At 62.2% G+C, this 24,316-nt stretch carries 25 protein-coding genes; 15 read left to right on the top strand and 10 right to left on the bottom strand.

From position 1 onward, the window contains the following. Window positions 1–175: 175 nt before the first annotated feature. Complete coding sequence (locus RB548_RS31750; RefSeq protein ID WP_331376337.1) at window positions 176–781, bottom strand: hypothetical protein; 606 nt, start codon at window positions 779–781, stop codon at window positions 176–178. A 171-nt stretch (window positions 782–952) separates the two neighbouring features. Between RB548_RS31750 and RB548_RS31745 the strand changes: the two genes are divergently transcribed. The 9 genes from RB548_RS31745 to gfa all read left to right on the top strand — a co-directional run bounded on the left by RB548_RS31745 (window position 953) and on the right by gfa (window position 9,925). After that, on the top strand, window positions 953–2,080 hold the full coding sequence (locus RB548_RS31745; RefSeq protein WP_331376336.1) for an S-(hydroxymethyl)glutathione dehydrogenase/class III alcohol dehydrogenase: 1,128 nt from the start codon (window positions 953–955) through the stop codon (window positions 2,078–2,080). Window positions 2,081–2,088: 8 nt separating this feature from the next. Then, window positions 2,089–2,919: an S-formylglutathione hydrolase gene (gene fghA / locus RB548_RS31740; protein WP_331376335.1), complete on the top strand. Its 831-nt coding sequence runs from the start codon at window positions 2,089–2,091 to the stop codon at window positions 2,917–2,919. A 13-nt stretch (window positions 2,920–2,932) separates the two neighbouring features. After that, the gene (locus RB548_RS31735; RefSeq protein WP_331376334.1) at window positions 2,933–3,346 is read left to right on the top strand and encodes a c-type cytochrome; all 414 of its coding nucleotides are present in this window, start codon (window positions 2,933–2,935) and stop codon (window positions 3,344–3,346) included. A gap of 244 nt (window positions 3,347–3,590) precedes the next feature. After that, window positions 3,591–5,396 carry a lanthanide-dependent methanol dehydrogenase XoxF5 gene (xoxF5, locus tag RB548_RS31730; protein WP_331376333.1) on the top strand — a complete coding sequence of 602 codons (1,806 nt, stop codon included), beginning with the start codon at window positions 3,591–3,593 and terminating at the stop codon, window positions 5,394–5,396. A gap of 180 nt (window positions 5,397–5,576) precedes the next feature. Continuing rightward, window positions 5,577–6,113: a c-type cytochrome, methanol metabolism-related gene (locus RB548_RS31725; RefSeq protein WP_331376332.1), complete on the top strand. Its 537-nt coding sequence runs from the start codon at window positions 5,577–5,579 to the stop codon at window positions 6,111–6,113. Continuing rightward, complete coding sequence (locus RB548_RS31720) at window positions 6,070–6,942, top strand: substrate-binding domain-containing protein (RefSeq protein WP_331376331.1); 873 nt, start codon at window positions 6,070–6,072, stop codon at window positions 6,940–6,942. Before RB548_RS31725 ends, RB548_RS31720 begins: the two co-directional genes overlap by 44 nt. Window positions 6,943–7,023: 81 nt before the next feature. Next, complete coding sequence (locus tag RB548_RS31715) at window positions 7,024–8,211, top strand: ABC transporter substrate-binding protein (protein ID WP_331376330.1); 1,188 nt, start codon at window positions 7,024–7,026, stop codon at window positions 8,209–8,211. A 1-nt stretch (window position 8,212) separates the two neighbouring features. Next, a complete protein-coding gene (locus tag RB548_RS31710; protein ID WP_331376329.1) occupies window positions 8,213–9,187 on the top strand; it encodes a YVTN family beta-propeller repeat protein in 975 nt (324 codons plus the stop codon). A 168-nt stretch (window positions 9,188–9,355) separates the two neighbouring features. Beyond that, window positions 9,356–9,925, top strand: a complete 570-nt coding sequence (gene gfa / locus RB548_RS31705) for an S-(hydroxymethyl)glutathione synthase (protein ID WP_331376328.1) — start codon at window positions 9,356–9,358, stop codon at window positions 9,923–9,925. A gap of 171 nt (window positions 9,926–10,096) precedes the next feature. Here gfa and RB548_RS31700 read toward each other — a convergent pair whose 3' ends face one another. The 9 genes from RB548_RS31700 to RB548_RS31660 are packed head-to-tail and all read right to left on the bottom strand — an operon-like array spanning window position 10,097 to window position 19,302. After that, entirely contained in the window at window positions 10,097–10,660 is a 564-nt protein-coding gene (locus tag RB548_RS31700) for a thioredoxin family protein (RefSeq protein WP_331376327.1), read from the bottom strand. Between the two features lie 3 nt (window positions 10,661–10,663). Continuing rightward, window positions 10,664–11,350, bottom strand: a complete 687-nt coding sequence (rpe, locus tag RB548_RS31695) for a ribulose-phosphate 3-epimerase (RefSeq protein WP_331376326.1) — start codon at window positions 11,348–11,350, stop codon at window positions 10,664–10,666. Then, a complete protein-coding gene (gene cbbX, locus RB548_RS31690) occupies window positions 11,347–12,282 on the bottom strand; it encodes a CbbX protein (RefSeq protein WP_331376325.1) in 936 nt (311 codons plus the stop codon). The genes rpe and cbbX overlap by 4 nt, the downstream gene beginning before the upstream one ends. A gap of 14 nt (window positions 12,283–12,296) precedes the next feature. Next, complete coding sequence (locus tag RB548_RS31685) at window positions 12,297–12,686, bottom strand: ribulose bisphosphate carboxylase small subunit (protein ID WP_331376324.1); 390 nt, start codon at window positions 12,684–12,686, stop codon at window positions 12,297–12,299. 21 nt (window positions 12,687–12,707) lie between these two features. Then, entirely contained in the window at window positions 12,708–14,168 is a 1,461-nt protein-coding gene (locus RB548_RS31680) for a form I ribulose bisphosphate carboxylase large subunit (protein ID WP_331376323.1), read from the bottom strand. Between the two features lie 26 nt (window positions 14,169–14,194). Further along, a complete protein-coding gene (fba, locus tag RB548_RS31675; protein WP_331376322.1) occupies window positions 14,195–15,274 on the bottom strand; it encodes a class II fructose-bisphosphate aldolase in 1,080 nt (359 codons plus the stop codon). A gap of 2 nt (window positions 15,275–15,276) precedes the next feature. Further along, the gene (gene tkt / locus RB548_RS31670; RefSeq protein ID WP_331376321.1) at window positions 15,277–17,361 is read right to left on the bottom strand and encodes a transketolase; all 2,085 of its coding nucleotides are present in this window, start codon (window positions 17,359–17,361) and stop codon (window positions 15,277–15,279) included. A 10-nt stretch (window positions 17,362–17,371) separates the two neighbouring features. Further along, on the bottom strand, window positions 17,372–18,241 hold the full coding sequence (locus tag RB548_RS31665) for a phosphoribulokinase (RefSeq protein ID WP_331376320.1): 870 nt from the start codon (window positions 18,239–18,241) through the stop codon (window positions 17,372–17,374). A gap of 11 nt (window positions 18,242–18,252) precedes the next feature. Continuing rightward, window positions 18,253–19,302: a class 1 fructose-bisphosphatase gene (locus tag RB548_RS31660; protein ID WP_331376319.1), complete on the bottom strand. Its 1,050-nt coding sequence runs from the start codon at window positions 19,300–19,302 to the stop codon at window positions 18,253–18,255. A gap of 104 nt (window positions 19,303–19,406) precedes the next feature. On the opposite strand from RB548_RS31660, the gene RB548_RS31655 reads away from it, so the two are divergent. The 6 genes from RB548_RS31655 (at window position 19,407) to pqqE (ending at window position 24,142) form a co-directional block, all read left to right on the top strand. Continuing rightward, window positions 19,407–20,348, top strand: coding sequence for a LysR family transcriptional regulator (locus RB548_RS31655; RefSeq protein ID WP_331376318.1), 942 nt, complete (start codon window positions 19,407–19,409; stop codon window positions 20,346–20,348). A 362-nt stretch (window positions 20,349–20,710) separates the two neighbouring features. After that, window positions 20,711–20,806: a pyrroloquinoline quinone precursor peptide PqqA gene (gene pqqA, locus RB548_RS31650; protein ID WP_026187092.1), complete on the top strand. Its 96-nt coding sequence runs from the start codon at window positions 20,711–20,713 to the stop codon at window positions 20,804–20,806. 243 nt (window positions 20,807–21,049) lie between these two features. Then, complete coding sequence (pqqB, locus tag RB548_RS31645; protein ID WP_331376317.1) at window positions 21,050–21,961, top strand: pyrroloquinoline quinone biosynthesis protein PqqB; 912 nt, start codon at window positions 21,050–21,052, stop codon at window positions 21,959–21,961. Beyond that, entirely contained in the window at window positions 21,958–22,728 is a 771-nt protein-coding gene (gene pqqC / locus RB548_RS31640) for a pyrroloquinoline-quinone synthase PqqC (protein WP_331376316.1), read from the top strand. Before pqqB ends, pqqC begins: the two co-directional genes overlap by 4 nt. Further along, a complete protein-coding gene (pqqD, locus tag RB548_RS31635) occupies window positions 22,725–23,021 on the top strand; it encodes a pyrroloquinoline quinone biosynthesis peptide chaperone PqqD (protein WP_331376315.1) in 297 nt (98 codons plus the stop codon). The genes pqqC and pqqD overlap by 4 nt, the downstream gene beginning before the upstream one ends. Further along, a complete protein-coding gene (pqqE, locus tag RB548_RS31630; protein WP_331376314.1) occupies window positions 23,018–24,142 on the top strand; it encodes a pyrroloquinoline quinone biosynthesis protein PqqE in 1,125 nt (374 codons plus the stop codon). Before pqqD ends, pqqE begins: the two co-directional genes overlap by 4 nt. Window positions 24,143–24,316 lie beyond the last annotated feature (174 nt).

Raw genomic sequence — 24,316 nt, 5'->3', positions numbered from 1 at the left:
CATGACATCTGTCCGGTCTCCTCAAGCCGCGCAATGCCACGTGGCTAGATCACGATGATTTTAGGTCGGATCGACCTAAAATCATGAACGTGATCGATTCTAATAAGTTAGAGCGGGATGCGGGCGGAAAACCGCACACACTTTTCCTCATTCCGCTCTAAGTGGAGTGGTAGGTTCAATCGGGCATTTGCCTGAGCAGGATCTGCGCGATGGCATAGGCGCGTTTCTCCAGAAGCACCGGCGTTTCACAGACATAGGTAAGCGCCTGCGCGCGCTCGCGGTAAATGCGCTCGTCCCAGTCGATCTGTTCCTCCAGCCTGTCGATACGGTCGAAATCCGGATCTTTCTCGCGCGTAAGCTTAGCCATCTCGACGCGGCCGCCGTCGATCCGCGAGGAGAGCGCGATCTGGCTGCGGGAATAGCGGGCAATCCCGGCGATCAGCTTCTCCCGCGTGTCGGCGATTTTATCGAATACGGCGAGGAAGATATTGCCGAGCAGCTGGCCGTCCACAGGGGCATTCTTCTCGACGAAAGCCCGGACATGGGCCTCCGCTTCTTCGAGCGTAACCCGGCGAAGCGCCACGACTTCCACCAGCTCCGTCGCCGCAGGAGCAAGCGCCACGGGCGCTATCGACTCCGGCCACATCAGGCTCGCCGAAAGGTTCTCGACCTTGCGCTGGATGCATGGCCAATCGGGATCGGAAAAGTCCGCAGCGTCGGCAAAGCCGGGAGCTTGCGTCAGGCAAAGTGCCAGACCGAACGCATAACTGGCGACTCTCATTTCCGGTCTCCCCTGTTCCAACGAGCGTCAGTATAGGCTGACCAATGGAGATGCCAAAGGTCGCGTTTTACACACTAAGGTCGCAATTGTCTTTGCGCCTTGGCGCGTCTGTAATCTGTGTACAGGGCCGCACAGGGCCACTCTTACAGAACGCAGTTACCGGAGGAATCGATGCGCACACGCGCTGCTCTGGCTGTCGAAGCCGGAAAACCCCTTGTTGTGACCGAAGTCGAGCTCGAAGGGCCGAAGGCCGGCGAGGTGCTGGTCGAGGTCAAGGCGACCGGCATCTGCCACACCGACGATTTCACCCTGTCGGGGGCCGACCCGGAAGGGCTGTTCCCGGCGATCCTCGGCCACGAGGGCGCCGGCATCGTCGTCGACGTCGGCCCCGGCGTCACTTCGGTGAAGAAGGGCGACCACGTCATCCCGCTCTACACCCCGGAATGCCGCGCCTGCCCGTCGTGCCTCAGCCGCAAGACCAATCTCTGCACTGCCATCCGTGCCACCCAAGGCCAAGGACTGATGCCGGACGGCACCTCGCGCTTTTCGATCGGCAAGGACAAGATCCACCACTACATGGGCTGCTCGACCTTTGCCAACTTCACCGTGCTGCCGGAGATCGCCGTCGCCAAGGTCAATCCCGACGCCCCGTTCGACAAGATCTGCTACATCGGCTGCGGCGTCACCACCGGCGTCGGCGCGGTGATCAACACCGCCAAGGTCGAAATGGGTTCCACCGCGATCGTCTTCGGCTTGGGCGGCATCGGCCTCAACGTCATCCAGGGGCTTCGCCTTGCCGGCGCCGACATGATCATCGGCGTCGATTTGAACAACGACAAGAAGCCCTGGGGCGAGAAGTTCGGCATGACCCACTTCGTCAATCCGAAGGAGGTCGGCGACGACCTCGTGGCCCATCTTGTCAACATGACCAAGCGCGGCGCCGACCAGTTCGGCGGCGCCGACTACACCTTCGACTGCACCGGCAATGTCAAGGTGATGCGCCAGGCGCTCGAAGCCTCGCATCGCGGCTGGGGCAAGTCGGTGATCATCGGCGTGGCCGGCGCCGGCCAGGAGATCGCCACCCGGCCGTTCCAGCTGGTCACCGGCCGCACCTGGATGGGCACCGCCTTTGGCGGCGCGCGCGGGCGCACCGACGTGCCGAAGATCGTCGACTGGTACATGGAGGGCAAGATCGCAATCGACCCGATGATCACCCACACGATGCCGCTCGACGACATCAACAGGGGCTTCGAGCTGATGCATTCCGGCGAAAGCATCCGCTCGGTCGTCGTCTATTGAGTGCGAAGATGGAACTCGTAACGCAAAACCAATGCTTCGGCGGGACGCAGGCGGTCTACCGGCACGCCTCCGAGGTCTGCGGCGTCGAGATGACGTTCGGCCTCTACCTGCCGCCGCAGGCGCGGACGCGGCCTGTCCCGCTGCTCTGGTATCTCTCGGGGCTGACCTGCACCCATGAGAACGCCATGATAAAGGCGGGCTTGCAGCGGCACGCGGCGGAGCAAGGGCTGGCGCTGGTTTTCCCCGATACCTCGCCGCGCGGCGAAGGTGTGGCCGACGACGAGGCCTATGATCTCGGTCAGGGCGCAGGCTTCTATGTCAATGCGACGCAGAAGCCCTGGGCACGGCACTACCGGATGTATGACTACATCGTCTCGGAATTGCCCGCCCTGCTGCAGGAGCAATTGCCGCTCAACGGCGTCAACGGCATTACCGGGCACTCGATGGGCGGCCACGGCGCGCTGACGATCGCCTTTCGCAATCCTGGGCTGTTTCGCTCCGTTTCCGCCTTTGCACCGATTGTCAACCCGACCCGGTCCGACTGGGGCCGCAAGCAGTTCTCGGCCTATCTCGGCGACGACGAGGCCCATTGGGGCATGTACGACGCCTGCCTGCTCCTCAGCGAGTTTGGCTGGCAGGGCGATATCCTGATCGATCAGGGCTCGGCGGACCAGTTCCTCGCACAGTTGCAGCCCGAGGCGCTGGCCCGGCTCATGGCCGAACGCCGCCAGGCCGGCGTCCTCAGAATGCAGGCGGGATATGACCATAGCTATTACTTCGTGGCGAGCTTCGGCGAAGACCACGTGCGCTGGCATGCAGAGCGGCTGAACACCGCGTAAGGGAGAGGAAGGCATGGCTTTTAGACCTGGTACCACACTGACCGTTGTCGTCGTATTTGGTGGAGTTCTCGCAGGCTCGGTTGCGCCGGCGCTTGCTCTTGATCCCGCAGCCGGCGACCCAGCGACGGGAAAGACGGTGTTTCGCAAGTGTCAGGCCTGCCATGCGATCGGTCCGGATGCCAAATCGAAGACCGGCCCGCTGCTCACCGGTGTGGTCGACCGCCCGGCCGGCAAAATTGAAGGGTTCTCCTATTCCCCCGCCATGACCAAGGCGGCAGAGGGTGGATTGACCTGGACGCCTGAGAAGATCGCTGAGTTCGTGACCAACCCGAAAGCCTTTTTGCCCGGCACGAAGATGACCTTTGCGGGATTGCGCAAGGACCAGGAGCGCGCCGATCTGATCGCATATTTGGCAACGTTTCCCTGAAGCGCGACGCATTCGTTTGCAGCCATGCGACGCGCTTTGATCAGGTCGCCCGAAATTGCAACGCACGAAGCACTAACGCGAAGGAGGAACCGAAATCACAAGCAGGAGGAAGGTGCCCCGGGCTCACTGAAGCGGCGGGGGTAGTGTCGCAGGCCGATACCGGGAAGTGAGGAGACCCACGAGGTTTTCCCGGGGCGAGCGGGTTGAATGGCCCTGATCGGCAGCACTCGAGAGGAGGATGAAAATGAAACGACTTCTTACATTGCTTGCCTTGATGTCGATAGGCGGCAGCGCGCAGGTCGCTCTCGCCAACTCGGACTTGCAGAAGCAAATCGATGATCCCAATCAATGGGCTATCCAGACCGGCGACTACGCCAACCTGCGCTACTCGAAGCTCGACCAGATCAACAAGGACAATGTCGGGAAACTGCAGGTGGCATGGACCTTCTCGACCGGCGTGCTGCGCGGTCATGAAGGTGCGCCGCTCGTCATCGGCGACATTATGTACGTCCATACGCCGTTCCCGAATACGGTCTACGCCCTGGACCTCAAGAAAGATGGCCAGATCCTCTGGAAATACGAACCGAAACAGGATCCGAACGTCATTCCCGTGATGTGCTGCGACACGGTTTACCGCGGCGTGGCCTATGCGGACAACAAGATCTTCCTGCATCAGGCCGACACGACCGTTGTGGCGCTCGACGCCAAGACCGGTAAGGTCATCTGGAGCGTCAAGAACGGTGATGCTTCCAAGGGCGAGACCAATACAGCCACTGTCATGCCTGTTAAGGACAAGGTTCTCGTCGGCATATCCGGCGGCGAGTTCGGCGTCCGCGGCCACGTGACGGCCTATTCGATGGCAGATGGCAAGCTCCTGTGGCGCGGTTACTCCATGGGCCCGGACAGCGATACGCTGATGGATCCTGAAAAGACCACCCATTTGGGCAAGCCGGTCGGCAAGGACTCGGGCCTCACCACCTGGGAAGGCGATCAGTGGAAGATCGGCGGCGGCACGACCTGGGGCTGGTATGCCTATGATCCCGAAGCGAACCTGATGTACTACGGGTCCGGCAACCCTTCGACCTGGAACCCGACCCAACGGCCCGGCGACAATCGCTGGTCGATGACCATCTGGGCGCGTGATGTCGACACCGGCATGGCCAAATGGGTCTATCAGATGACGCCCCATGACGAATGGGACTATGACGGCGTCAACGAGATGATCCTGACCGACCAGCAGATCGACGGCAAGGATCGCAAGCTGCTGACCCATTTCGACCGCAATGGCTTCGGCTATACGATGGACCGCGTCACCGGCGAACTTCTGGTGGCGGAGAAATACGATCCAAAGGTCAACTGGGCGAGTGAAGTGGTCATGGACCCGAAGTCGGACCAGTATGGCCGACCGCAGGTCGTCGCGCAGTATTCGACCGAGCAGAATGGCGAGGACACCAACTCGACGGGTATCTGCCCGGCGGCGCTCGGATCCAAGGACCAGCAGCCCGCGGCCTATTCGCCGAAGACAGGGCTGTTCTACGTGCCCACCAACCACGTCTGCATGGACTACGAGCCGTTCCGGGTAAACTACACCGCCGGTCAGCCCTATGTCGGGGCAACGCTGTCGATGTACCCGCCGAAGGATAGCCACGGCGGCATGGGCAACTTCATTGCCTGGGACAACAAGGAAGGCAAGATCAAGTGGTCCCTGCCGGAACCGTTCTCCGTCTGGTCGGGTGCTCTGGCAACGGCCGGTGACGTGGTCTTCTACGGAACGCTCGAGGGCTATCTGAAGGCGGTCGACGCCAATACCGGCAAGGAGCTCTATCGCTTCAAGACGCCTTCCGGGGTGATCGGCAACGTGATGACCTATGCCCGTGACGGCAAGCAATACGTGGCCGTGCTCTCGGGTGTCGGCGGGTGGGCCGGTATTGGTCTGGCAGCCGGCCTGACCAACCCGAATGAGGGCCTCGGAGCCGTCGGTGGCTATTCCGCCCTCAGCAACTACACCGCGCTCGGCGGCACGGTCACCGTGTTCAAGCTGCCGGATTGAAGCGGCAGTCTTCGCCTAGAGCATCCCGCTTTCAAGTGGAATCACTGAAAGCGGATAAGATGCTCTAGAATCAAAGTGCTAGAGCGTCCTTTGTGCGTTCACTTGAACGCACGGCGCTCTAGGGAATGGGCGCGGATCATAAATTCCGCGTCCATTCGTCCCCGCCTAAAAGGACGCAAGATGACCAGAACCAGACCCGCCATACCGTTGATCCTTTCCGTGTTGATGCTTGTTGCCGGCACCGCAGCCGCAGAAGACGCATCGGCGCCAAAGGACAACATCACCGCCGTCCGCAGCGAGAACGGGCGGTATTACACCGCCGACGACGTTCCGACCTTCAATATCGCCAAGGATGGCACGGTCGACTGGATGACCTATTCGGGCTTCCGCCGCTATCACTCCGATTGCCATGTCTGTCATGGTCCGGAGGGCGAGGGCTCGAGCTATGCGCCGGCCTTGAAAAACTCCGCCGTAAACTTGGACTACTACGCCTTCCTCGAAGTCGTCACGAACGGACGCAAGAAGGTGAACGTGGCCGAGCACTCGGTGATGCCCGCATTCGGCGAGAACGCCAACGTCATGTGTTATCTCGATGACATATATACCTATTTGAAAGCGCGTGGCTCCGGTGCCTTGCCGCGGGGACGCCCGGCCAAGAAGGAAGCGAAATCGGATGCGATCCGGGATGCTGAAAAGTCGTGCCTCGGCAGTAACTAGCCTCGTCGCAGCAGTCAGCGTTCTGGTCCTGGGCGTCGTCGGTATCGGTCCGGCGGTGGCACAGACCTCGGACCTGGTATCGAAGACAGCTTTCCGTGTCTGTGCCGATCCGGCCAATTTGCCGATGTCGGATCGCGCGGGCGCAGGGTACGAGAACAAGATTGCCGAGTTGATGGCGTCCAGGCTCGGACTGCCATTGGACTATATGTGGTTTCCAATGGCCACCGGCTTCGTTCGCAAGACGCTGCAGGCCAATGCCTGCGATGTGGTCATCGGCTACGCCCAGGGCGACGAACTGGTGTTGAATACCAACCACTACTACACATCGGCCTATGTGCTGATCGTTCCTGCGAGCAGTCCGCTGTCCGGCGTCAGGAAGCTGTCCGATCCACTCCTCAGGGACAAGCGGATCGGCATCATCGCGGGAACCCCACCGGCGACGCATATGGCGAGGAACGGACTGTTGCCCAAAGCGAAGCCGTACCATCTGATGGTCGATCGGCGTTACGAGGACCCAGCCGACGACATGCTTGCCGACCTCACGGCTGGCGCCATAGACGCAGCCATTCTCTGGGGGCCGATCGGCGGGCCCTTGGTCAAGGCGAGCCATCCGGACCTGAAGGCAACGCCGCTTTTGTCGGAGCCGACTCCGCCGAAGCTCTTCTACCGCATCACCATGGGCGTGCGGCAAGGCGAAAAGGTCTGGGAGCGCAAGCTGAACTCCCTGATCCGCCGGAACCAGCCCGAAATCAACACGATTCTCACGGAGGCGGGGGTGCCGCTCGTGAACGATATGGGGACAGGGCCGCTCGACAACCACGCTCCTTAAGTCGCGGTTTTACGGCACAAATTGCCCTGTTAGTCTCTTCCCCCAAGGGGGTGTCAGGTAAATTGGGAGGTCGTTCCGATAATGTCCAACCTACGGCTTGCGCTTGCCGCTTTTGGCGCGGCGATGCTTGTCGCGCTCCCCTTGCGGGCAATGGAGGTGAAGGCCGCGGTGCTCAGGATCGATCGCGTGGTCGGCCCGCCGATTTCGCGGCTCGACGCGCCACCTGCCGATCTGGGCTTTGCCGGCGCAATGCTCGGCAACGAGGACAATCGGACGACCGGCGCCTTCACGGACACGGACTACACGCTGAAAACGCAGGCGGTTGCATCGGATAAGGCGGCGGCAGCGCTGGCCTCGCTGAAAGCCGAAGGTTTCGGCCTGATCACGGTGATCGCCGAAGGCGACGCCCTGAAGGCGCTGTCCGACAGAGCCGGTCCCGACGTGCTGCTCTTGAATGCAGGCGCTCGTGACGAGACGCTGCGCGACGCAGACTGCCGTGCCAATGTGCTGCATGTCTCTCCGAGCCGCTCCATGCTCAGCGATAGCGTCATCCAGTTCCTCATGTGGAAGAAATGGCCGCGCATCCTGTTGATCCACGGCTCGCATTCCGAAGACCAGCTTCTGGCAGAAAACTATCGCAAGTCTGCCGCCAAGTTCGGCGCGACGATCGTCGAGGAGCGCGAGTTCGTCGACACGGGCGGCGCCCGGCGCACGGATACCGGCCACGTCATGGTGCAGAAACAGATCCCCGTATTTACCCAGGATGCCGAGGATTACGACGTGACCATCGCGGCCGACGAGGCCGGTGTCTTCGCGCCCTATCTGCCTTATCACTCCTGGGAACCGAGGCCCGTGGCAGGATCCGCGGGCCTTCGGCCGGTGTCCTGGCATGCTGCCCATGAAGCCTGGGGCGCGACGCAGTTCCAGCGCCGCTTCGAGAAACTCGCCGGCCGCAGCATGCGCGAGGAGGACTACCAGACCTGGCTTGCCATGCGCGTGATCGGTGAAGCGGTGACGCAGTCCGGCAAGGCCGATCCGGCGTCCGTCAGGGCCTATGCCCTTTCGCCAGATTTCGAACTGGCGGCGTTCAAGGGCCAGAAGCTGACCTTCCGCCCATGGAACGGGCAACTGCGCCAGCCGGTCCTTTTGACTGACGGCCGGGTGACGGTTTCGATTTCGCCGCAGGATGGCTACCTGCACCAGCATTCGCCGCTCGACACACTGGGTATCGATGCACCTGAAACCGCTTGCCACGCCTTTGGAGGATAGAATGCTGAGATCCGCAGTGGTGCTTCTGCCAGCCGTTCTGACGTTTGCCGGTCCTGCCGAGGCCAACAAGGTATTCGTGACCAACGAACGCAGCAATGACGTGACCGTGCTCGATAGCCAGAGCTGGGAGGTGATCGCCACGTTCCCGGCCGGCCACCGGCCGCGCGGCATCACGATCAGCCCGGATGGGAAGGAGCTCTATGTCTGCGCTTCCGACGACGACACCGTCCGGGTCTTCGATCCCGAAACCTACAAGGAACTGCATACACTGCCATCAGGCGCCGATCCGGAGCTATTCGTTCTCGATCCCTCGGGCAATCCGCTCTACGTCGCCAATGAGGACGACAACCTGGTGACTGTCGTGGACGTCAAGACGCATCAGGTGCTGGCCGAGGTGCCTGTCGGCGTAGAACCGGAAGGTGTTGCGGTCAGTCCGGATGCCAAGACGATCATCAATACCTCCGAAACCACCAATATGGCGCATTTCATCAACGCCTCCACCTACGAGATCGAGCACAACGTGCGGGTGGACCAGCGCCCGCGCTATGCCGAATTCACCGCCGACGGCAAAAAGCTTTACGTCAGCTCTGAAATCGGCGGCACCGTTTCGGTGATCGACCTTACGGGACCCGAGCCGGCGATCGCCAAGAAGATCGGCTTTGCCGTGCCGGGCATTCTGCCGGAATGGTTGCAGCCGGTGGGCATCAAGGCGACCAAGGATGGCTCCCGCGTTTTCGTGGCGCTCGGCCCGGCCAACCGGGTTGCGGTGATCGATGCGGCGCGGGATGAAGTTCTCGATTACCTGCTTGTCGGACAGCGTGTCTGGCAAATGGCGTTCACCCCGGGCGAGGAATTCCTGATCACCACGAACGGCAACTCCAACGATGTCAGCATCATCGATGTCAAGGAGGAAACAGTGATCCGTTCGGTTCAAGTCGGCGAGCAGCCTTGGGGGGTCGTGGTCGCCCCGAATTGAGCGGGGCCAATGCGGTAAGACATATCGGGATCGAAGCCGCTTGAGGGCTTGAGCCCAAGGGTCAGCGCAGAAAACCGCCACTTTCCGCTATATTGCCGCCGACGGCATTTGCCTTGATCCTGCTTTCTCGGGAAGGACCTGAAGACGTTCAAGAGAGAGGAGGAACAAATGCTTAAGCTACATCCGTCCATCGACAACGGCTTTCCGCCGGCCAGCCCGGGCTTTCAGGGCGGCACGCTGCAATGCAAATGCGCCAGCAATCCGGTGACCGTCGAGATCGGTGCGCAGACGGCGCACAACCATGCTTGCGGCTGCACGAAATGTTGGAAGCCGGAGGGCGCCACCTTTGCGCAGATCGCCGTCGTCAGCCGTGACAAGGTGAACGTCGCATCAGGTTCGGAAAGGTTGCAGATTGTCGATCCAAATGCGACGATCCAGCGTTACGCCTGCAAGGATTGCGGCACGCACATGTATGGCCGGATCGAGAATACCAAGCATCCCTTCTATGGCCTGGACTTTGTGCATACCGAGCTCAGCGACGAGACGGGCTGGTCGCCGCCGCAGTTCGCGGCCTTCGTATCTTCCGTGATCGAAAGCGGCGTCAGCCCCGACAGGATGCCGGAAATACGTGCACGCCTGACGGAACTCGGCCTGCAACCCTACGACTGCTTGTCTCCGGCGCTAATGGATGCAATCGCGACACATATCGCCAAACAGTCCGGTGCCCTGCCGGCCTGACACACGAGCCCAACGCCTCCTCCCTCGGACCCTGCCCGTTTGCCTCCTTCCGGGAGGCGCTCCCAACGGGCGGGGTCTGAGGCGTTTACGGCCAAGTTGGTTGGAGCCGAGCCCTCGATATCCCTCTGCCCTGCAGGGCAGAGGGGGTGCTGCGGAGTCGATGGAATAGCCCTATTCCTGGGCGGACATCTTCCACTTGATGGAGCAACCGATCGAAGGCTGTTGTTCCGACGGACCTTTGCCAAACAGCGCGACCATGACCATGGCCTCGTAAAGGTCGCGCCTTAGATCGGTGGGGCCGATCTCCTTGCGTGAGGCGTCCAGTCGTCCGCGATATTGCAGCGTCATGTCCTTGCTGAAGCCGAAGAAGTCTGGCGTGCAGACGGCGCCATAGGCTTTGGCGATGGATTGGTCCTCGTCGTAGAGATAGGGAAAGGGCAGGGCGTTTTGAGAAGCGAAGCGCTTCATGTTCTCGAACGAATCCTGCGGATAAGTATCGGCGTCATTGGTGTTGATCGCCACGAAGCCGACGCCGTGAGCCCTGAGGCCGATCGCGTCCCGAACGATCCGGGCGATGACCGCTTTCACATAGGGGCAGTGATTGCAGATGAAGGCAACGACCAGCCCTTTCGGGCCGGCCTGATCGAATATGGAATGGGTGAGGCCGTCGACGCCGGGGAGCCTCGCGTCGACCGCCGGCCAGCCGAACTCACAGACAGGAGGTGTGGCGGCCATGGTTCATGCCGCTTTCTTCATGGCGCCATCGGAGGCCGCGCGGATGGCCGCGATGTTTTTCGCGTAGGCCTCCGCATTGCCGCCTTTGAACACTGCGGAGCCGGCGACCAGCACGTCCGCCCCGGCTGCAGCAACGAGCGGCGCTGTTTCCGGCGTCACGCCGCCGTCGATCTCGATGTGGATCGGACGGCTGCCAATCATCGACTTCACGCGCCGCACCTTCTCGACCACGGATGAAATGAAGGCCTGGCCGCCGAAACCCGGATTGACCGTCATCAGGAGGATGAGGTCCAGTCGGTCCAGCACATATTCGATGGCGCTCTCCGGTGTTGAGGGATTGAGCGACACGCCGGCCTTGCAGCCGAGGTCGCGGATCGCCTGCAACGACCGGTCGAGGTGGGTGGTCGCTTCGGCATGGACAGTGATGATGTCGCAGCCCGCATCGGCGAAGGCACCGAGAAACGGATCGGCTGGTGCGATCATCAAGTGACAGTCGAACACCTTGTCTGTTCGGTTCCGGATCGCTTTGACAACCGGTGGCCCGAAGGTGATGTTCGGCACGAAATGGCCGTCCATCACGTCAAGGTGGATCCAGTCGGCACCCGCCCGGCAGACGGTCTCGACCTCTTCGCCGAGTCTCGAGAAATCAGCCGACAGAACCGAGGGGGCTATGATGGTCTTCTCGCTCATGACGATGTCTCCGGATGATTGGGCTCACCCATGCTGAACACGCGGCTCGCGGAAATATCCCGAGCGGTGATGGTTGAGAGTTGCTCTGCGTCGACCGGGGCGACGCTTTCCTCGAACAGGCGGTTCGCCTGTCGCAGCCGCGCCCGGTCGAGCGCGTTGCGGATCGAGCGCGCATTGGCGAAATGCGGCTGGCGTCGCCGCCGGGCGATGTAGTCGCCCATCACCGCCGTCGCCTTGGCGTCAAAGCGATAGCCCTGACGGCCAAGCATGCTCTCTGCGATCGACAGGAGTTCCCCGTCGTCGTAGTCGGGAAAATCGATGTGGTGGGCAATGCGCGAACGGAAGCCCGGGTTGCTCTCGAAAAAACGGTCCATGCGGTCGGCATAGCCGGCGAGAATGACCACCAGGTCGTCGCGGTTGTTCTCCATCACCTGCAGCAGGATCTCGATCGCTTCCTGGCCATAGTCGCGCTCGTTGTCCGGCCGGTAGAGATAATAGGCTTCGTCGATGAACAGCACGCCGCCCATTGCCTTCTTCAGAACCTCCTTTGTCTTGGGCGCGGTGTGGCCGATATATTGCCCGACCAGATCGTCGCGCGTCACCGACACCAGATGCCCCTTGCGGATATAGCCGAGCCGGTGCAGCAGATTGGCCATGCGCAAGGCGACCGTTGTCTTGCCGGTGCCGGGATTGCCGGTGAAGCTCATGTGCAGGGACGGCGCTTCATGGGTCAGGCCCATTGCACGGCGGGCCCGCTCGACGAGCAGCAGGGCGGCCGTCTCGCGGATCCGCCGCTTCACGGGTTTCAGGCCCACGAGCTCTCGATCCAGTTCGTCGAGGACTTCGGCGACGCCGGAGGCCCTGTATTCCTCGGCGAGGTCGACCGATGTCGGCAGGCCTTCGGTGCCCGATGAGGTTTCGGCCATCGCCATCTCGTCTGCTCCCTCTACCGTTGCGTTTCCCAGGCGTAGTGCTGGTTGCGGCCGCGGCTTTCCGTCCGGCTCATCCTGAGGCTCGGCTCGTTGTCGGGACGGTTGACGATGAGGGACATCGTCACGGTCTCGAGGCCGCGGCTGGAATCGAATGCATTCAGGCGAATGTACTCCTGTGGATGGGCTTTGCGGCAATCCTCCAGCTCCATCATGACGCCCTTGGCATCCTTGAGGTCGAACATCGGATTGCCCCACATTTCCCAGTAGGTGTTGCGGGGGTGCGGGTCGTCGGTGTGCTCGACGCCGATCGCCCATCCCTTGCCGAGACAATACTCCACCTGCGCCGTTATCTGCTCATCCGTCAGGTCCGGCAGGAACGAGAAGCATCCTTGGGTGATACGCATGTCCGTCTCTCCTTATCTCCGTCAGGCAACGCTTACGCTCGGTACGAAATCCGAGGTGTCCGTCGGGGTGTAGTTGAAGCTGATATTGCCCCAGATCTCGAGGGCCGCTTCGAGCGGCTTGCACCACTTGGCCGCCGCCCTGAGGATCTCAGGACCTTCATGGGCGATATCGCGGCCTTCGTTGCGGGCGAGCACCATGGCTTCCAGCGCGACCCGATTGGCGGTGGCTCCTGCCTGGATGCCCATGGGGTGACCGATCGTGCCGCCGCCGAACTGCAGCACGACGTCGTCGCCGAAAAGATCGAGCAACTGGTGCATCTGGCCGGCATGGATACCGCCCGACGCCACCGGCATGACCTTCTTGAGGTCGGCCCAGTCCTGCTCGAAGAAGAGACCTCGCGGAAGGTCGACCTCATTCCTCATTTCCCGGCAGACATTGTAGTAGCCCTGCACGGTCAAGGGATCCCCTTCGAGCTTGCCGACTGCAGTGCCCGCATGCAGATGGTCGACGCCGGCGAGCCGCAGCCATTTGGCGATGACGCGGAAGGAAATGCCGTGGTTCTTCTGCCGCGTGTAGGTGCCGTGACCGGCCCGGTGCATGTGCAGGATCATGTCGTGCTGCCGGCACCATTCCGAGATCGACTGGATTGCCGTCCAGCCGATGATGAGATCGACCATGACGATGACCGAGCCGAGTTCCTTGGCGAATTCGGCACGGCGGTACATCTCCTCCATCGTGCCGGCGGTGATGTTGAGATAGTGCCCCTTGACCTCGCCGGTAACGGCGGAGGCGTGGTTGACGGCCTCCATGCAGTAGAGGAAGCGGTCGCGCCAATGCATGAAGGGTTGCGAGTTGATGTTCTCGTCGTCCTTCATGAAGTCGAGACCACCCTTCAGGCCCTCGTAGACGACCCGGCCATAGTTCTTGCCCGAGAGCCCGAGCTTCGGCTTGGTGGTAGCACCGAGCAGCGGCTTGCCGAACTTGTCGAGCCGTTCGCGCTCGACCACGATGCCGGTCGGGGGACCCTTGAAGGTCTTCACATAGGCGACGGGGAAGCGCATGTCCTCTAGCCTTGCCGCCTTTAGCGGTTTGAACGAGAAGACGTTGCCGATGATCGACGCCGTCAGGTTGGCGATCGATCCTTCCTCGAACAGGATGAGGTCGTAGGCGACATAGCAGAAATATTGCCCGGGTGTTCCGGGTACCGGGTCGACGCGGTAGGCCTTGGCCCGGTACTGGTCACAAGCCGTCAGACGATCGGTCCAGACGACCGTCCAGGTGGCTGTCGAGCTTTCGCCGGCAACGGCGGCGGCCGCCTCGATCGGATCGACACCCTCCTGCGGCGTGATCCGGAACAGCGCGATCAGATCGGTGTCCTTCGGCTCGTAATCGCCGTTCCAATAGCCCATCTGCGCGTATTTGAGCACGCCGGCCTTGTAGCGTTCCTTGCCCTTGATCTCAGTCTTTGCGTCGGCGTTCATGACACAGTCCTTTCCTCTGGATGTGGTCAGGCGGCTTGCGACCGCGCCGTCTGGGGTTTCAGCGACCCGCTTGCGTAGCGCCGGGCCATGTCCGACATCGGCACGACCTTGATGCGGGAGGCGTTGCCTGCGGTTCCGAAGGCCTCGAAACGGGCCTTGCACACGGCCGACATGGCGTCCATGGCGGGTTTCAGGAACTTGCGCGGATCGAACTCGGTGCGGATCGTGTCGGCAACGCGGCGAAAGGCGGCGGCTGCAGCCAGGCGCAGATCCGTGTCGATATTGACCTTGCGCACGCCGAAGCGGATACCCCGCACGATCTCCTCGACCGGCACGCCGTAGGTTTCCCGCATTTCGCCGCCATGGGCATTGAAGACATCCTGCCACTCCTGCGGCACCGAGGAGGAGCCGTGCATGACGATGTGGGTGTCCGGCAGCCGATGATGAATCTTCTCGATCACGTCCATGGCGAGCACTTCGCCGGTCGGCTTGCGGCTGAATTTGTAGGCGCCGTGCGAGGTGCCGATGGCCACGGCCAGCGCATCGACCCCGGTCTCGGCGACGAATCGGGCGGCCTCATCCGGGTCGGTCAACAGTTGCGAACGATCGAGCGCCCCTTCGAAACCGTGGCCGTCCTCGGCTTCGCCATGGCCGGTTTCGAGCGATCCGAGACAGCCGAGTTCACCTTCCACGGAAGCGCCGACCATATGGGCGAGGCGGCCGACTTCCGCCGTGATCGCGACGTTATAGGCGTAGTCGGCGGGGGTCTTCGCATCCTCCTTCAACGAACCGTCCATCATCACCGAGGTGAAGCCATGCTGGATCGCGGTCAGGCAGGTCGCGACGTTGTTGCCATGATCCTGGTGGATGCAGAGCGGGATGTCGGGATACATCACTTCAAGCGCTTCCATCATCTTGGCGAGCATGATGTCGTTGGCATAGGAGCGGGCGCCGCGCGAGGCCTGCAGGATCACAGGCGCATCACAAGCGCGCGCCGCTTCCATGATCGCGAGGCCCTGTTCCATGTTGTTGATGTTGAATGCCGGTACGCCATAGCCATGTTCGGCGGCGTGATCGAGCAACTGGCGGAGCGTGATACGGGCCATGGTCAAATCTCCCTGGACGATGCGATGACGTCTTTACCGATCCGCGAGTCGGTCCGGGCGCCGATGCGGGGCGCCTCCCGGAAATCGTCGCGAACAAGCCTCAGAGCTTCGGCGACGATGTGGTCGGCGGTGATGCCGAAATGGCGGTAGAGGTCTCCGGCCGGCGCCGAGGCACCGAAGCCGAGCATGCCGACGAAGGCACTGTGCGGCCCCATCCAGCGGTCCCAGCCGAGGCGGCCGGCCGCCTCGACGGCGATGCGCGGCGCATCTCCGAGGACCTGGCCCTGATAGGCTGCGTCCTGTGCCTCGAACTTCTCCCAGCAAGGCATGGAGACCACCGCCGCTTCGATGTCCTCGGCCTGCAAGCGCTCCGCAGCAGCGACGGCGATCTCGACCTCGGACCCGGTGGCAAGCAGCGTGACGTCGCGGGGGCCGCGCGCTTCCTGCAGCACATAGGCCCCGCGCGCCGACAAATTCTCGTCCCCATCCGTCTGGCGCAGCATGGGCAGAGCCTGCCGCGAAAGGGCAAGGACGCTCGGCCTCTTCTTCTCGCCGAGCGCGATCTCCCAGCATTCGGCCGTCTCGACGATGTCGGCGGGCCGGAAGACATTGAGGTTGGGGGTGGCACGGAGCATCGCCAGATGCTCGACCGGCTGGTGGGTCGGTCCGTCCTCGCCGAGCCCGATGGAATCATGGGTCAGTACGTAGATGACGGGCAGACCCATCAGTGCCGAAAGACGGATCCCACCGCGCGCATAGTCGGAGAACACCAGGAAGGTGCCGCCATAGGGAATGAAGCCGCCATGGAGCGCGATGCCGTTCATGGCGGCCGCCATGCCGTGCTCGCGAATGCCGTAATGGAGGTAGCGGCCTTTGAAATTGCCAGGCGCAATGGCTTGAGTCTGCGACGTCATCGTCAGATTCGAGCCGGTCAGATCGGCGGAGCCGCCAACCGTCAGGGCCGTCGCGCCATTGATGACTTCCAGCGTCATCTGCGAGGCCTGCCGTGTGGCGACCTTGGAGCCTCTCTTGCGATGCGCGGCTCGGAATTTTGCCAGCAGATCCGCCACACCCCCTCCCAGGTCCCGGGCGATGGTCTGTTCGTAGCGCTTCTTCGAGCGCGAAGCGTCCAGTCGGATTTCCCATGCCTCGCGGGCCACCCGGCCCCGCACCGCCACACTTTGCCAGGCGGACTTGATCTCGGCCGGCACGAAGAAGGGTGGGTGTGGCCAGGCGAGCTTCTCGCGCGTCGCGGCGATTTCCTTGTCGCCGAGTGCTGCCCCATGAGTCTTGTGCGAGCCTTCCATGCTGGCTGCACCCTTGCCGATCCGGGTGCGGCAGGCGATCAGCGACGGTTTGCGGGTCCGGCGCGCCCGCTCGATCGCCTTCGCCACGGCTTGCGGATCGTGGCCGTCGACGCTCTGCGCATCCCAGCCGGCCGCGCGGAAACGTGCAAGCTGGTTCATCGAGGTGGAGAGGTCGGTCGAACCGTCGATCGATATCCGGTTGTCGTCCCAGAGCACGATGAGCTTGCGCAGCTTCAAATGCCCGGCAAGGTCGATCGCCTCGTGGCTGATACCCTCCTGCAGGCAGCCGTCGCCGGCCACCACATAGGTGAAGTGGTTGCAGAGCGAACTCGTAAAGCGGGCGGCCATCATCTGCTCGGCAATTGCCATGCCGACGGCTGTGGCAATTCCCTGACCGAGCGGGCCGGTGGTGGTCTCGATCCCGAGGGCATGGCCGTATTCGGGATGGCCGGCCGTTTTCGAGCCGAGCTGGCGGAAGGCCGCGAGCTCGGTCATCGGCATGTCGGCAAAGCTGATGAGGTGATGGATGGCATAGAGGAGCATCGACCCATGGCCAGCCGAAAGCACGAAACGATCGCGATCCGGCCAGTCGGGCAGGGAGGGATCAATCTTGATGAAGCGATTGAAGAGCACGGTCACCGCGTCGGCCATGCCCATCGGCATCCCGGGATGGCCGGAATTGGCTTTCTGAACGGCATCCATGGCGAGAAACCGGATGGCATCGGCCATGTTGCGTTCCGATGCGGCGGCCCGTGTTTCGATCTGCTGCGAAACATTCATGATGTCCTCCTCACGACATGCGGTGTTTGCGCTCGAGCAGTTTGTGGATGAGCGGGGTGAAGATCAGCTGCATGGCGAGATCGAGCTTGTCGCCCGGCACCACGATGGAATTGGCGCGTGACATGAAGCTGTTGTTGAGCATCGACAGCAGGTAGGGGAAATCGATGCTTTGCGGTTTGGCGAAGCGGATAACCAGGATGGATTCGGCATGCGTCGGTATCCAGCGGGCGATGAAGGGGTTGGACGTGTCGACGATCGGCACACGCTGGAAATTGATGTCCGTGAGCGAAAACTGCGGGCAGATATAGTGAACATAGTCGGGCATGCGCCGCAGAATCGTGTCGGTCACGGCCTCGGTGGAGTACCCGCGCGTCGCCTTGTCGCGATGGATCTTCTGAATCCATTCGAGGTTGATCACCGGAACGACGCCGATCTTCAGATCGCAATGCTGGGCCAGATTGACCGTGTCGGTGACGGCACAGCCATGCAATCCCTCGTAAAACAGGAGATCGCTGTCGCCAAACTCTTCCCAGTTCGTGAACGTACCGGGTTCCGCGCCGTATTTCACGGCCTCGGCCTCATCATGCACGTAGTGACGGGTGCGCCCGACGCCGCGTCTGCCATATTCGGCAAAGACGCCTTCCAGGATTTCCAGTTCGTTCGCCTCGGCGGAGAAATGGGTGAAGTCGACGCCTCGCGCTTTCTCGTCCGCTATCTTGCGGCGCATGGTTTCGCGGTCGTAGCGGTGGAAGGCATCACCTTCGATGAAGGACGCCGAGATGTTCTCGCGCTTGAAAATCTTCTCGAAGGTGTCCTTCACCGTCGTGGTGCCGGCGCCGGAGGAGCCGGTGATCGATATGATTGGGTATCTGGCTGACATACCGGTCTCCTTTAGGCCCGAAACAGACCGCGCTTGCCGAAAAGCGGTGCGCGTTCGCCAATCATGTTCGGGTCGACGTGATAGCGGGCGACGCGCGCCACTTCGCGGCGCGAGCCGAAAGCCAGCGGCACGCGCTGGTGCAGGGTTTCCGGAACGAGATCGAGAATGCGTGTGATCGAGTTTGTGGCCGCGCCGCCGGCATTCTCGACGATGAAGGCGATCGGGTTGGCCTCGTAAACCAGCCGCAGCCGGCCCTGGCTGTAGCCCTTTCGGCCGTCGGCGGGGTACAGGAATATCCCGCCGCCGACCAGGATCCGATAGGCCTCGGCGACCAGCGAGGCGATCCAGCGCATGTTGAAGTCCCGTTCGCGCGGCCCCTCCGAGCCTGCCAGGCAATCGTCGACATAGAGCCGGATCGCTTCTTCCCAGTGTCGATAGTTCGACATGTTGATCGCGAATTCGCTGGTGCGCTCCGGGATGCTGACCGACTTGTAGGCCTCTACGAAGCATCCGAGCCGCGTGGAGAAGATGAAGATCTCCGTGCCCTTTCCGAGCGACAGGACGAGCGCGGTTTGTGGTCCGTAGACGAAGAAGCCGGCCGCCAGTTGTTGGTTTCCGGGCTGCAGAAAGGACTGCGTGGGATCCAAATCCGGTACCTTGACGGCGGGCAGCACGGAGAAGACCGTGCCGATGGAGACGTTGTTGGCGATGTTCGAGGAACCGTCGAGCGGATCGATGGCAACCGCCAGATGCGCCGTCGGATCGAGCGGGACAGGCTTTTCCAGCTCTTCCGAGGCGTAGTATGCGACCGGTGCCCCCTGCAGGCACGACAGGAAAAGCTCGTTGCACAGGACGTCCAGATGCTTTTGCAGGTCGCCGTCGGAATTGCTGTCGCCGCGACTACCGTTGAACGCGGTGTCGAGCGCTCCCTGATTGATGATTTTACGGATGACGAGTGCGGCCGTTGCCAGCCTCTGGATCACTGTGGCCACGTCCCGCGCCAGCTCGTCGCCATTGGCTGTACGTGAGGCGAGATAGGCCTCGAGAGTTGCACCTGACATGATGTCTCCTCCCACGATGTCCAGGAAAGGATGGCGCAAAAGATCGATTTGTAAAATTTATTCGATTGACTACCGAAGTTAGCTTTACTTATTTTGCTATCTGCATGCGCAACGTGACCCTTCGCCAACTCCGCATTGTCGAGGCCATTTGCAGGCTGGGGAGGATCAACCTCGCGGCCGAGGCCTTGCGTGTGACCGGACCGGCGCTCACCTTGCAAATCCAGCAGCTGGAACGGGACGCCGGCGTCCCGCTGTTCGACAGAACGCGCAACGGCATGGTTCCGACGGCCTACGGTATTGCTTTCCTGGAGGCGGCGCGGGCGGTCGAGGACAGCCTCGTCGGGCTCGAGGATTCGATCGATGCCATCAAGGGCCTCAGGACCGGGCGGTTGCGTCTCGGTGTCGTGTCGACCGGAAAATATTTCGCGCCGCAACTGATTGCCGCCTTCCGCGATCAGGTTCCGGGCATCGAGATCAATCTCTTCATCGGCAACCGCGCCGAGATCATCGCCAAATTGAGGGATCACGAAATCGATATTGCCCTCATGGGACGGCCACCGCGCGACTTCGAGGTGCGCGCACAGGTGTTTGGCGATCACCCACTGGTCTTCATCGCCTCCGCCGGTCATGCGCTCGCAGCAGTCCTGGAAATTTCGCGGGAGCGGATTGCGCAGGAGCAGTTCCTGGTGCGTGAGAAGGGTTCGGGGACGCGCATCTCGCTTGAGATCTTTCTGAGCAACACGCCGCACAAGCTGGAGGAACTCGGCACGGAGATCGCCTCGAACGAGACGATCAAGCAGGCTGTCATCGCTGGTCTCGGGATTGCCTTCATCTCAGCCCATACTATCGAGCAGGAGGTGAAGCTCGGCCGATTGGTCATACTCGACGTGGTCGAGACGCCGATCCGCCGGCAATGGTTCAGCGTATCACGCTCGGACCGCGCCACGACCCCGGCGATGCAGGCTTTCGAGCGGTTCCTGCTGGCGCAGGGCGCGCGATATCTGCCGGTGGTCAGCAAGCCCTATCCGGCGAACGCGTTCCGTTAAGCCGGATAGGCTGCGCGCAGCGACGGAAGGGCGTAAAGCCAGCGCTCCCGCGCGGGAAACCTGGTGTCGACCGCCACCTTGGTCTTAATTGTGAGGCCACTGAACGATTGATACCATTCAACTGGAGAGTGGAGGACCCTCGCACGAGATCACCGGTTACGGGTCGCCGTCAGGTCCGGCCTGCGGCGACAGCGGTTTCGAAACCCGGCGATGGCGACGTCGGGAATGCCGGTGCGGCGGCGTCCGTTCCGGCTCTTCACCCAAGCGGCGCTCTTCAAGAGCAAAGCTTGCTTCGTGTTCGGCCCGGTTGCGAAGCGCCGGCAATCAAGGGCAGCACACTGATCTGGACGAATGGAGGAGACATGTCCTGGCATAAACCGAAATTCATTGAAGTCAGCTGCGCGATGGAAATCACCCGCTACGCTCCAGCGGACGGGGATGAACCGATCCTGTTCTAGAGCGCCGTGCGTTCAAGTGAACGCACAAAGGGCGCTCTAGCCTTTGATTCTAGAGCATCTTATCCGCTTTCAGTGATTCCACTTGAAAGCGGGATGCTCTAGATCGCGATGGTTCCGGTCGAATCGACGCAAAATCGCGACCGTAATCCATTCCAAGAAATTAGAGCGGGATGCCGGCGGAAGCCGCGAGACGCTTTGTCATCCCGCTCTAAGACGCGGCTATAGGAGGATCGGGTTAATCCGGTGAAGAAATCGTCCGATCTTCGCATCATCGTTCTGGGGGCGGCCGCGGGCGGCGGTCTTCCGCAGTGGAATTGTGGCTGCCTGAACTGCACGATGGCGCGCGATCCGCGCTCCGCCGTCAAGCCGCAGAGCCAATCATCGCTTGCCGTCAGCCTTGATGGCGAAGCCTGGGCCGTCTTCAATACCTCCCCGGACATCCGCCAGCAGATCGAGCACAATCGTCTCCTGCAGCCGCGCCGGCTGCGTCACACGCCGATCAAAAGCGTGGTGCTGACCAACGGCGACATCGATCATCTTGCTGGGCTTCTCGTTCTGCGGGAGAAACAGCCGTTCACGGTGTTTTCCACCGGCTCGGTCGGCGAGATCATCGCCGAGAATCCGGTCTTCGGCGTCCTCGATCCGGAGCTGGTTTCAAGGAGGAGCGTCGCAATCGAGGAAGCTTTCTCTCCACTTCCCGACCTCGAGGCGCGGCTCTTCGGCGTTCCCGGCAAGGTTCCGCTTTTCCGTGAAGAGGGCGAACCGGATCTGAGCGTCGAGGGCGAGAACACGGTCGGGATCGAGCTCAGGGCCGGCAACGAGCGCGTCTATTACATTCCGGGCTGCGCCATGATCAATGACACCCTGGCTATGCGCCTCCGGGATGCCGACGCGCTGTTCTTCGACGGCACGCTCTTTACCGACCGCGAGATGATCGCGACGGGTACGGGGCGCAAGACGGGCCGCCGCATGGGCCACATGCCGATCACCGGCGAGGGCGGCAGCCTCGACGCGCTCGATGGCCTGAACATTCGCCGAAAGGTCTATATCCACATCAACAACACGAACCCGATCTGGCGGGCTGGTCCCGAGCGCGCAACGGTGGAAAGCCGCGGCTTTGAAGTCGGCTTCGACGGCATGGAGATCCGGCTGTGACGACGGCAACTGACAAGCAGGCTTTTCACGCCCGCCTTCTGGAGATCGGCAACGAACGCTATCACGACAAGCATCCCTTCCATGCGATGCTCCACGGCGGCCGCTCAACGATGACGCAGGTCCGCGCCTGGGTCATCAACCGCTACTACTACCAGAGCCGGATTCCGATGAAGGACGCGGCCTTCCTGTCGCGCTGCGACGACCCGGACCTGCGCCGGGCCTGGCGCTCGCGGATCGAAGACCATGACGGCGGCGTCGACGAGGGTGGCGGCATCCGCCGCTGGCTGCGTCTCGCGGAAGCGGTCGGCCTCGACCCCGCCTATGTCGCTTCGACGAGGGGCGTCCTGCCTGCGACCCGATTTGCCGTCGACGCCTACGTGTCGTTTGTGCGGGAGAAGCCGCTCCTTGAAGCGGTGGCCTCCTCGCTCACCGAGCTTTTTGCGCCCAAGATCCACTCGGAGCGCATTGCCGGGTTGCTGGAGCACTATGCGTTCGCGGACCACGAGGCGCTCGCCTACTTCCGCCAAAGACTGGCGGAGGCGCCGCGCGACGTCGAATTCGGCCTTGCCTATGTGCTCGACCACGCCGACACGGCCGAAAAACAGGATGCCGTCGCCGCGGCGCTCACCTTCAAGACGGACGTTCTGTGGTCGCAACTCGACGCACTTTATTCCGCCTATGTGATGCCCGGCCGGATCCCGCCGGGCGGCTGGGACGGCGAGCAAGGTGTTGTCGGCGGTCCGACGGCGAGGGAGGCGGCGGAATGAGCGCCGACACGCCGGTGATTTCAGGGGCGAGCGTCGTCAAGCTGGCACGCGGCGTGCGGCTGCACGAGGATCCGGTTCGCGGCCAGATGGTCCTGTTGGCACCGGAGCGTGCGATGGCGCTCGACGATATTGCCGTCGCGATCGTGCAAGCGCTTGACGGCAAGCGGAGCCTCGACCGGATCGCCGACGACTTTGCCGCCAAGTTCGACGCCCCGGCCGCCGAGATAGCCGGCGACGTCAGGGCTTTCGCCCACGAGCTTGCCATCCGCCGCCTGCTGGAGATCGTCGAATGAGCAGCACGATCGCCTCCACAAACCATTCCGCCGCCCCTGTTCAGCGCGTGCCGCCGCCGATGGCGATGCTGGCGGAGCTGACGCATCGCTGTCCACTGGCCTGCCCCTATTGCTCCAACCCGACCGCCCTGACGCCGGCGGACGAGGAGCTGTCGACCGAGGAATGGATCGGCGTCTTCAGCCAGGCGGCCGACCTCGGCGTGCTGCATCTGCACTTGTCCGGTGGGGAGCCGGCGGCGCGACGGGATCTTGTCGAATTGACGCGGGCGGCGGTCTCGCTGGGGCTCTACACCAACCTGATCACGTCGGGCGTGGGTTTGACGGAGGCGAGAGTCAACGACTTGGCCGAGGCCGGTCTCGACCACATTCAGTTGTCGATCCAGGGTGTTTCCCCCGAAGGCGCCGACCGGATCGGCGGCTACAAGGGTGGCCATGAACGAAAGATGGCTGTCGCAAACTGGGTGGCGGGCGCCGGCATCCCGTTGACGGTCAACGCTGTCTGCCACCGGCAGAACATGGGCGAGATCGACGGTATGATCGAGCTTGCGATCCGGCTTGGCGCGCGGCGGGTGGAGATTGCGACGGTGCAGTTTCATGGCTGGGCCGAGCGCAACAAGGCGGCTCTCATGCCGACGCGCGAACAAGCCGAGCACGCCACGCGAACCGTTGCCCTAGCACGGGAAAAATATCAGGGTATCCTGGTGATCGACTATGTGCCGGCGGATTACTATTCTATGTACCCGAAGGCCTGTATGGGCGGCTGGGGCCGCGTCGGCCTGAACGTCACGCCGTCCGGTCGCGTGCTTCCGTGCCACGCTGCGGAAACGATCCCGAGCCTCACCTTCAAGACCGTCCGCGAAGACACGCTCTCCGGGATCTGGTACGAGAGCGACGCCTTCAACGCCTATCGTGGTGAGGCCTGGATGCCGGAACTCTGTCGCGGTTGCGAGCGCAAGCAAATAGACTTCGGCGGCTGCCGTTGTCAGGCGATGGCGCTTGCCGGCGACGCGAGCACAACAGATCCGGTTTGCATCCGATCACCGCTGCGCGAACGTTTGACACGGGAGACGGAACGGCTATCAGCGATGTCATCGGCCGCTTTGGTCTACCGCGGACGGTAGAGCTTATTCAGCTCTCGAATGGGCACATGATTTGCCGCTACTCTGGCCAATGTCCGGAAGACCGGCCAATCCGTAGACCGCGCGCTCGTTTGCGGTGCCTGAATGTGACGCTGACTTCTTACTGATGGACAGTTTCCGCGACAATATGAATGAATGCTGCTGACGGGGGGCGTC

The sequence above is a fragment of the Sinorhizobium chiapasense genome (genome assembly GCF_036488675.1).
Lineage (GTDB): Bacteria > Pseudomonadota > Alphaproteobacteria > Rhizobiales > Rhizobiaceae > Sinorhizobium > Sinorhizobium chiapasense.
This window is presented reverse-complemented; position numbering and strand designations above follow the sequence as displayed.

Excerpts from the sequence above, each read along its gene's own strand:
- xoxF5 (WP_331376333.1), top strand. The coding sequence starts at position 3,591 with ATGAAACGACTTCTTACATTGCTTGCCTTGATGTCGATAGGCGGCAGC.
- cbbX (WP_331376325.1), bottom strand. The coding sequence starts at position 12,282 with ATGGCGATGGCCGAAACCTCATCGGGCACCGAAGGCCTGCCGACATCG.
- RB548_RS31720 (WP_331376331.1), top strand. The coding sequence starts at position 6,070 with ATGCGATCCGGGATGCTGAAAAGTCGTGCCTCGGCAGTAACTAGCCTC.
- RB548_RS31710 (WP_331376329.1), top strand. The coding sequence starts at position 8,213 with ATGCTGAGATCCGCAGTGGTGCTTCTGCCAGCCGTTCTGACGTTTGCC.
- fghA (WP_331376335.1), top strand. The coding sequence starts at position 2,089 with ATGGAACTCGTAACGCAAAACCAATGCTTCGGCGGGACGCAGGCGGTC.
- RB548_RS31680 (WP_331376323.1), bottom strand. The coding sequence starts at position 14,168 with ATGAACGCCGACGCAAAGACTGAGATCAAGGGCAAGGAACGCTACAAG.
- RB548_RS31700 (WP_331376327.1), bottom strand. The coding sequence starts at position 10,660 with ATGGCCGCCACACCTCCTGTCTGTGAGTTCGGCTGGCCGGCGGTCGAC.
- RB548_RS31715 (WP_331376330.1), top strand. The coding sequence starts at position 7,024 with ATGTCCAACCTACGGCTTGCGCTTGCCGCTTTTGGCGCGGCGATGCTT.
- RB548_RS31750 (WP_331376337.1), bottom strand. The coding sequence starts at position 781 with ATGAGAGTCGCCAGTTATGCGTTCGGTCTGGCACTTTGCCTGACGCAA.
- RB548_RS31745 (WP_331376336.1), top strand. The coding sequence starts at position 953 with ATGCGCACACGCGCTGCTCTGGCTGTCGAAGCCGGAAAACCCCTTGTT.
- RB548_RS31725 (WP_331376332.1), top strand. The coding sequence starts at position 5,577 with ATGACCAGAACCAGACCCGCCATACCGTTGATCCTTTCCGTGTTGATG.
- fba (WP_331376322.1), bottom strand. The coding sequence starts at position 15,274 with ATGGCCCGTATCACGCTCCGCCAGTTGCTCGATCACGCCGCCGAACAT.
- pqqD (WP_331376315.1), top strand. The coding sequence starts at position 22,725 with ATGAGCGCCGACACGCCGGTGATTTCAGGGGCGAGCGTCGTCAAGCTG.
- RB548_RS31660 (WP_331376319.1), bottom strand. The coding sequence starts at position 19,302 with ATGTCAGGTGCAACTCTCGAGGCCTATCTCGCCTCACGTACAGCCAAT.
- RB548_RS31665 (WP_331376320.1), bottom strand. The coding sequence starts at position 18,241 with ATGTCAGCCAGATACCCAATCATATCGATCACCGGCTCCTCCGGCGCC.
- pqqE (WP_331376314.1), top strand. The coding sequence starts at position 23,018 with ATGAGCAGCACGATCGCCTCCACAAACCATTCCGCCGCCCCTGTTCAG.
- RB548_RS31685 (WP_331376324.1), bottom strand. The coding sequence starts at position 12,686 with ATGCGTATCACCCAAGGATGCTTCTCGTTCCTGCCGGACCTGACGGAT.
- RB548_RS31735 (WP_331376334.1), top strand. The coding sequence starts at position 2,933 with ATGGCTTTTAGACCTGGTACCACACTGACCGTTGTCGTCGTATTTGGT.
- RB548_RS31655 (WP_331376318.1), top strand. The coding sequence starts at position 19,407 with ATGCGCAACGTGACCCTTCGCCAACTCCGCATTGTCGAGGCCATTTGC.
- gfa (WP_331376328.1), top strand. The coding sequence starts at position 9,356 with ATGCTTAAGCTACATCCGTCCATCGACAACGGCTTTCCGCCGGCCAGC.
- pqqA (WP_026187092.1), top strand. The coding sequence starts at position 20,711 with ATGTCCTGGCATAAACCGAAATTCATTGAAGTCAGCTGCGCGATGGAA.
- tkt (WP_331376321.1), bottom strand. The coding sequence starts at position 17,361 with ATGAATGTTTCGCAGCAGATCGAAACACGGGCCGCCGCATCGGAACGC.
- rpe (WP_331376326.1), bottom strand. The coding sequence starts at position 11,350 with ATGAGCGAGAAGACCATCATAGCCCCCTCGGTTCTGTCGGCTGATTTC.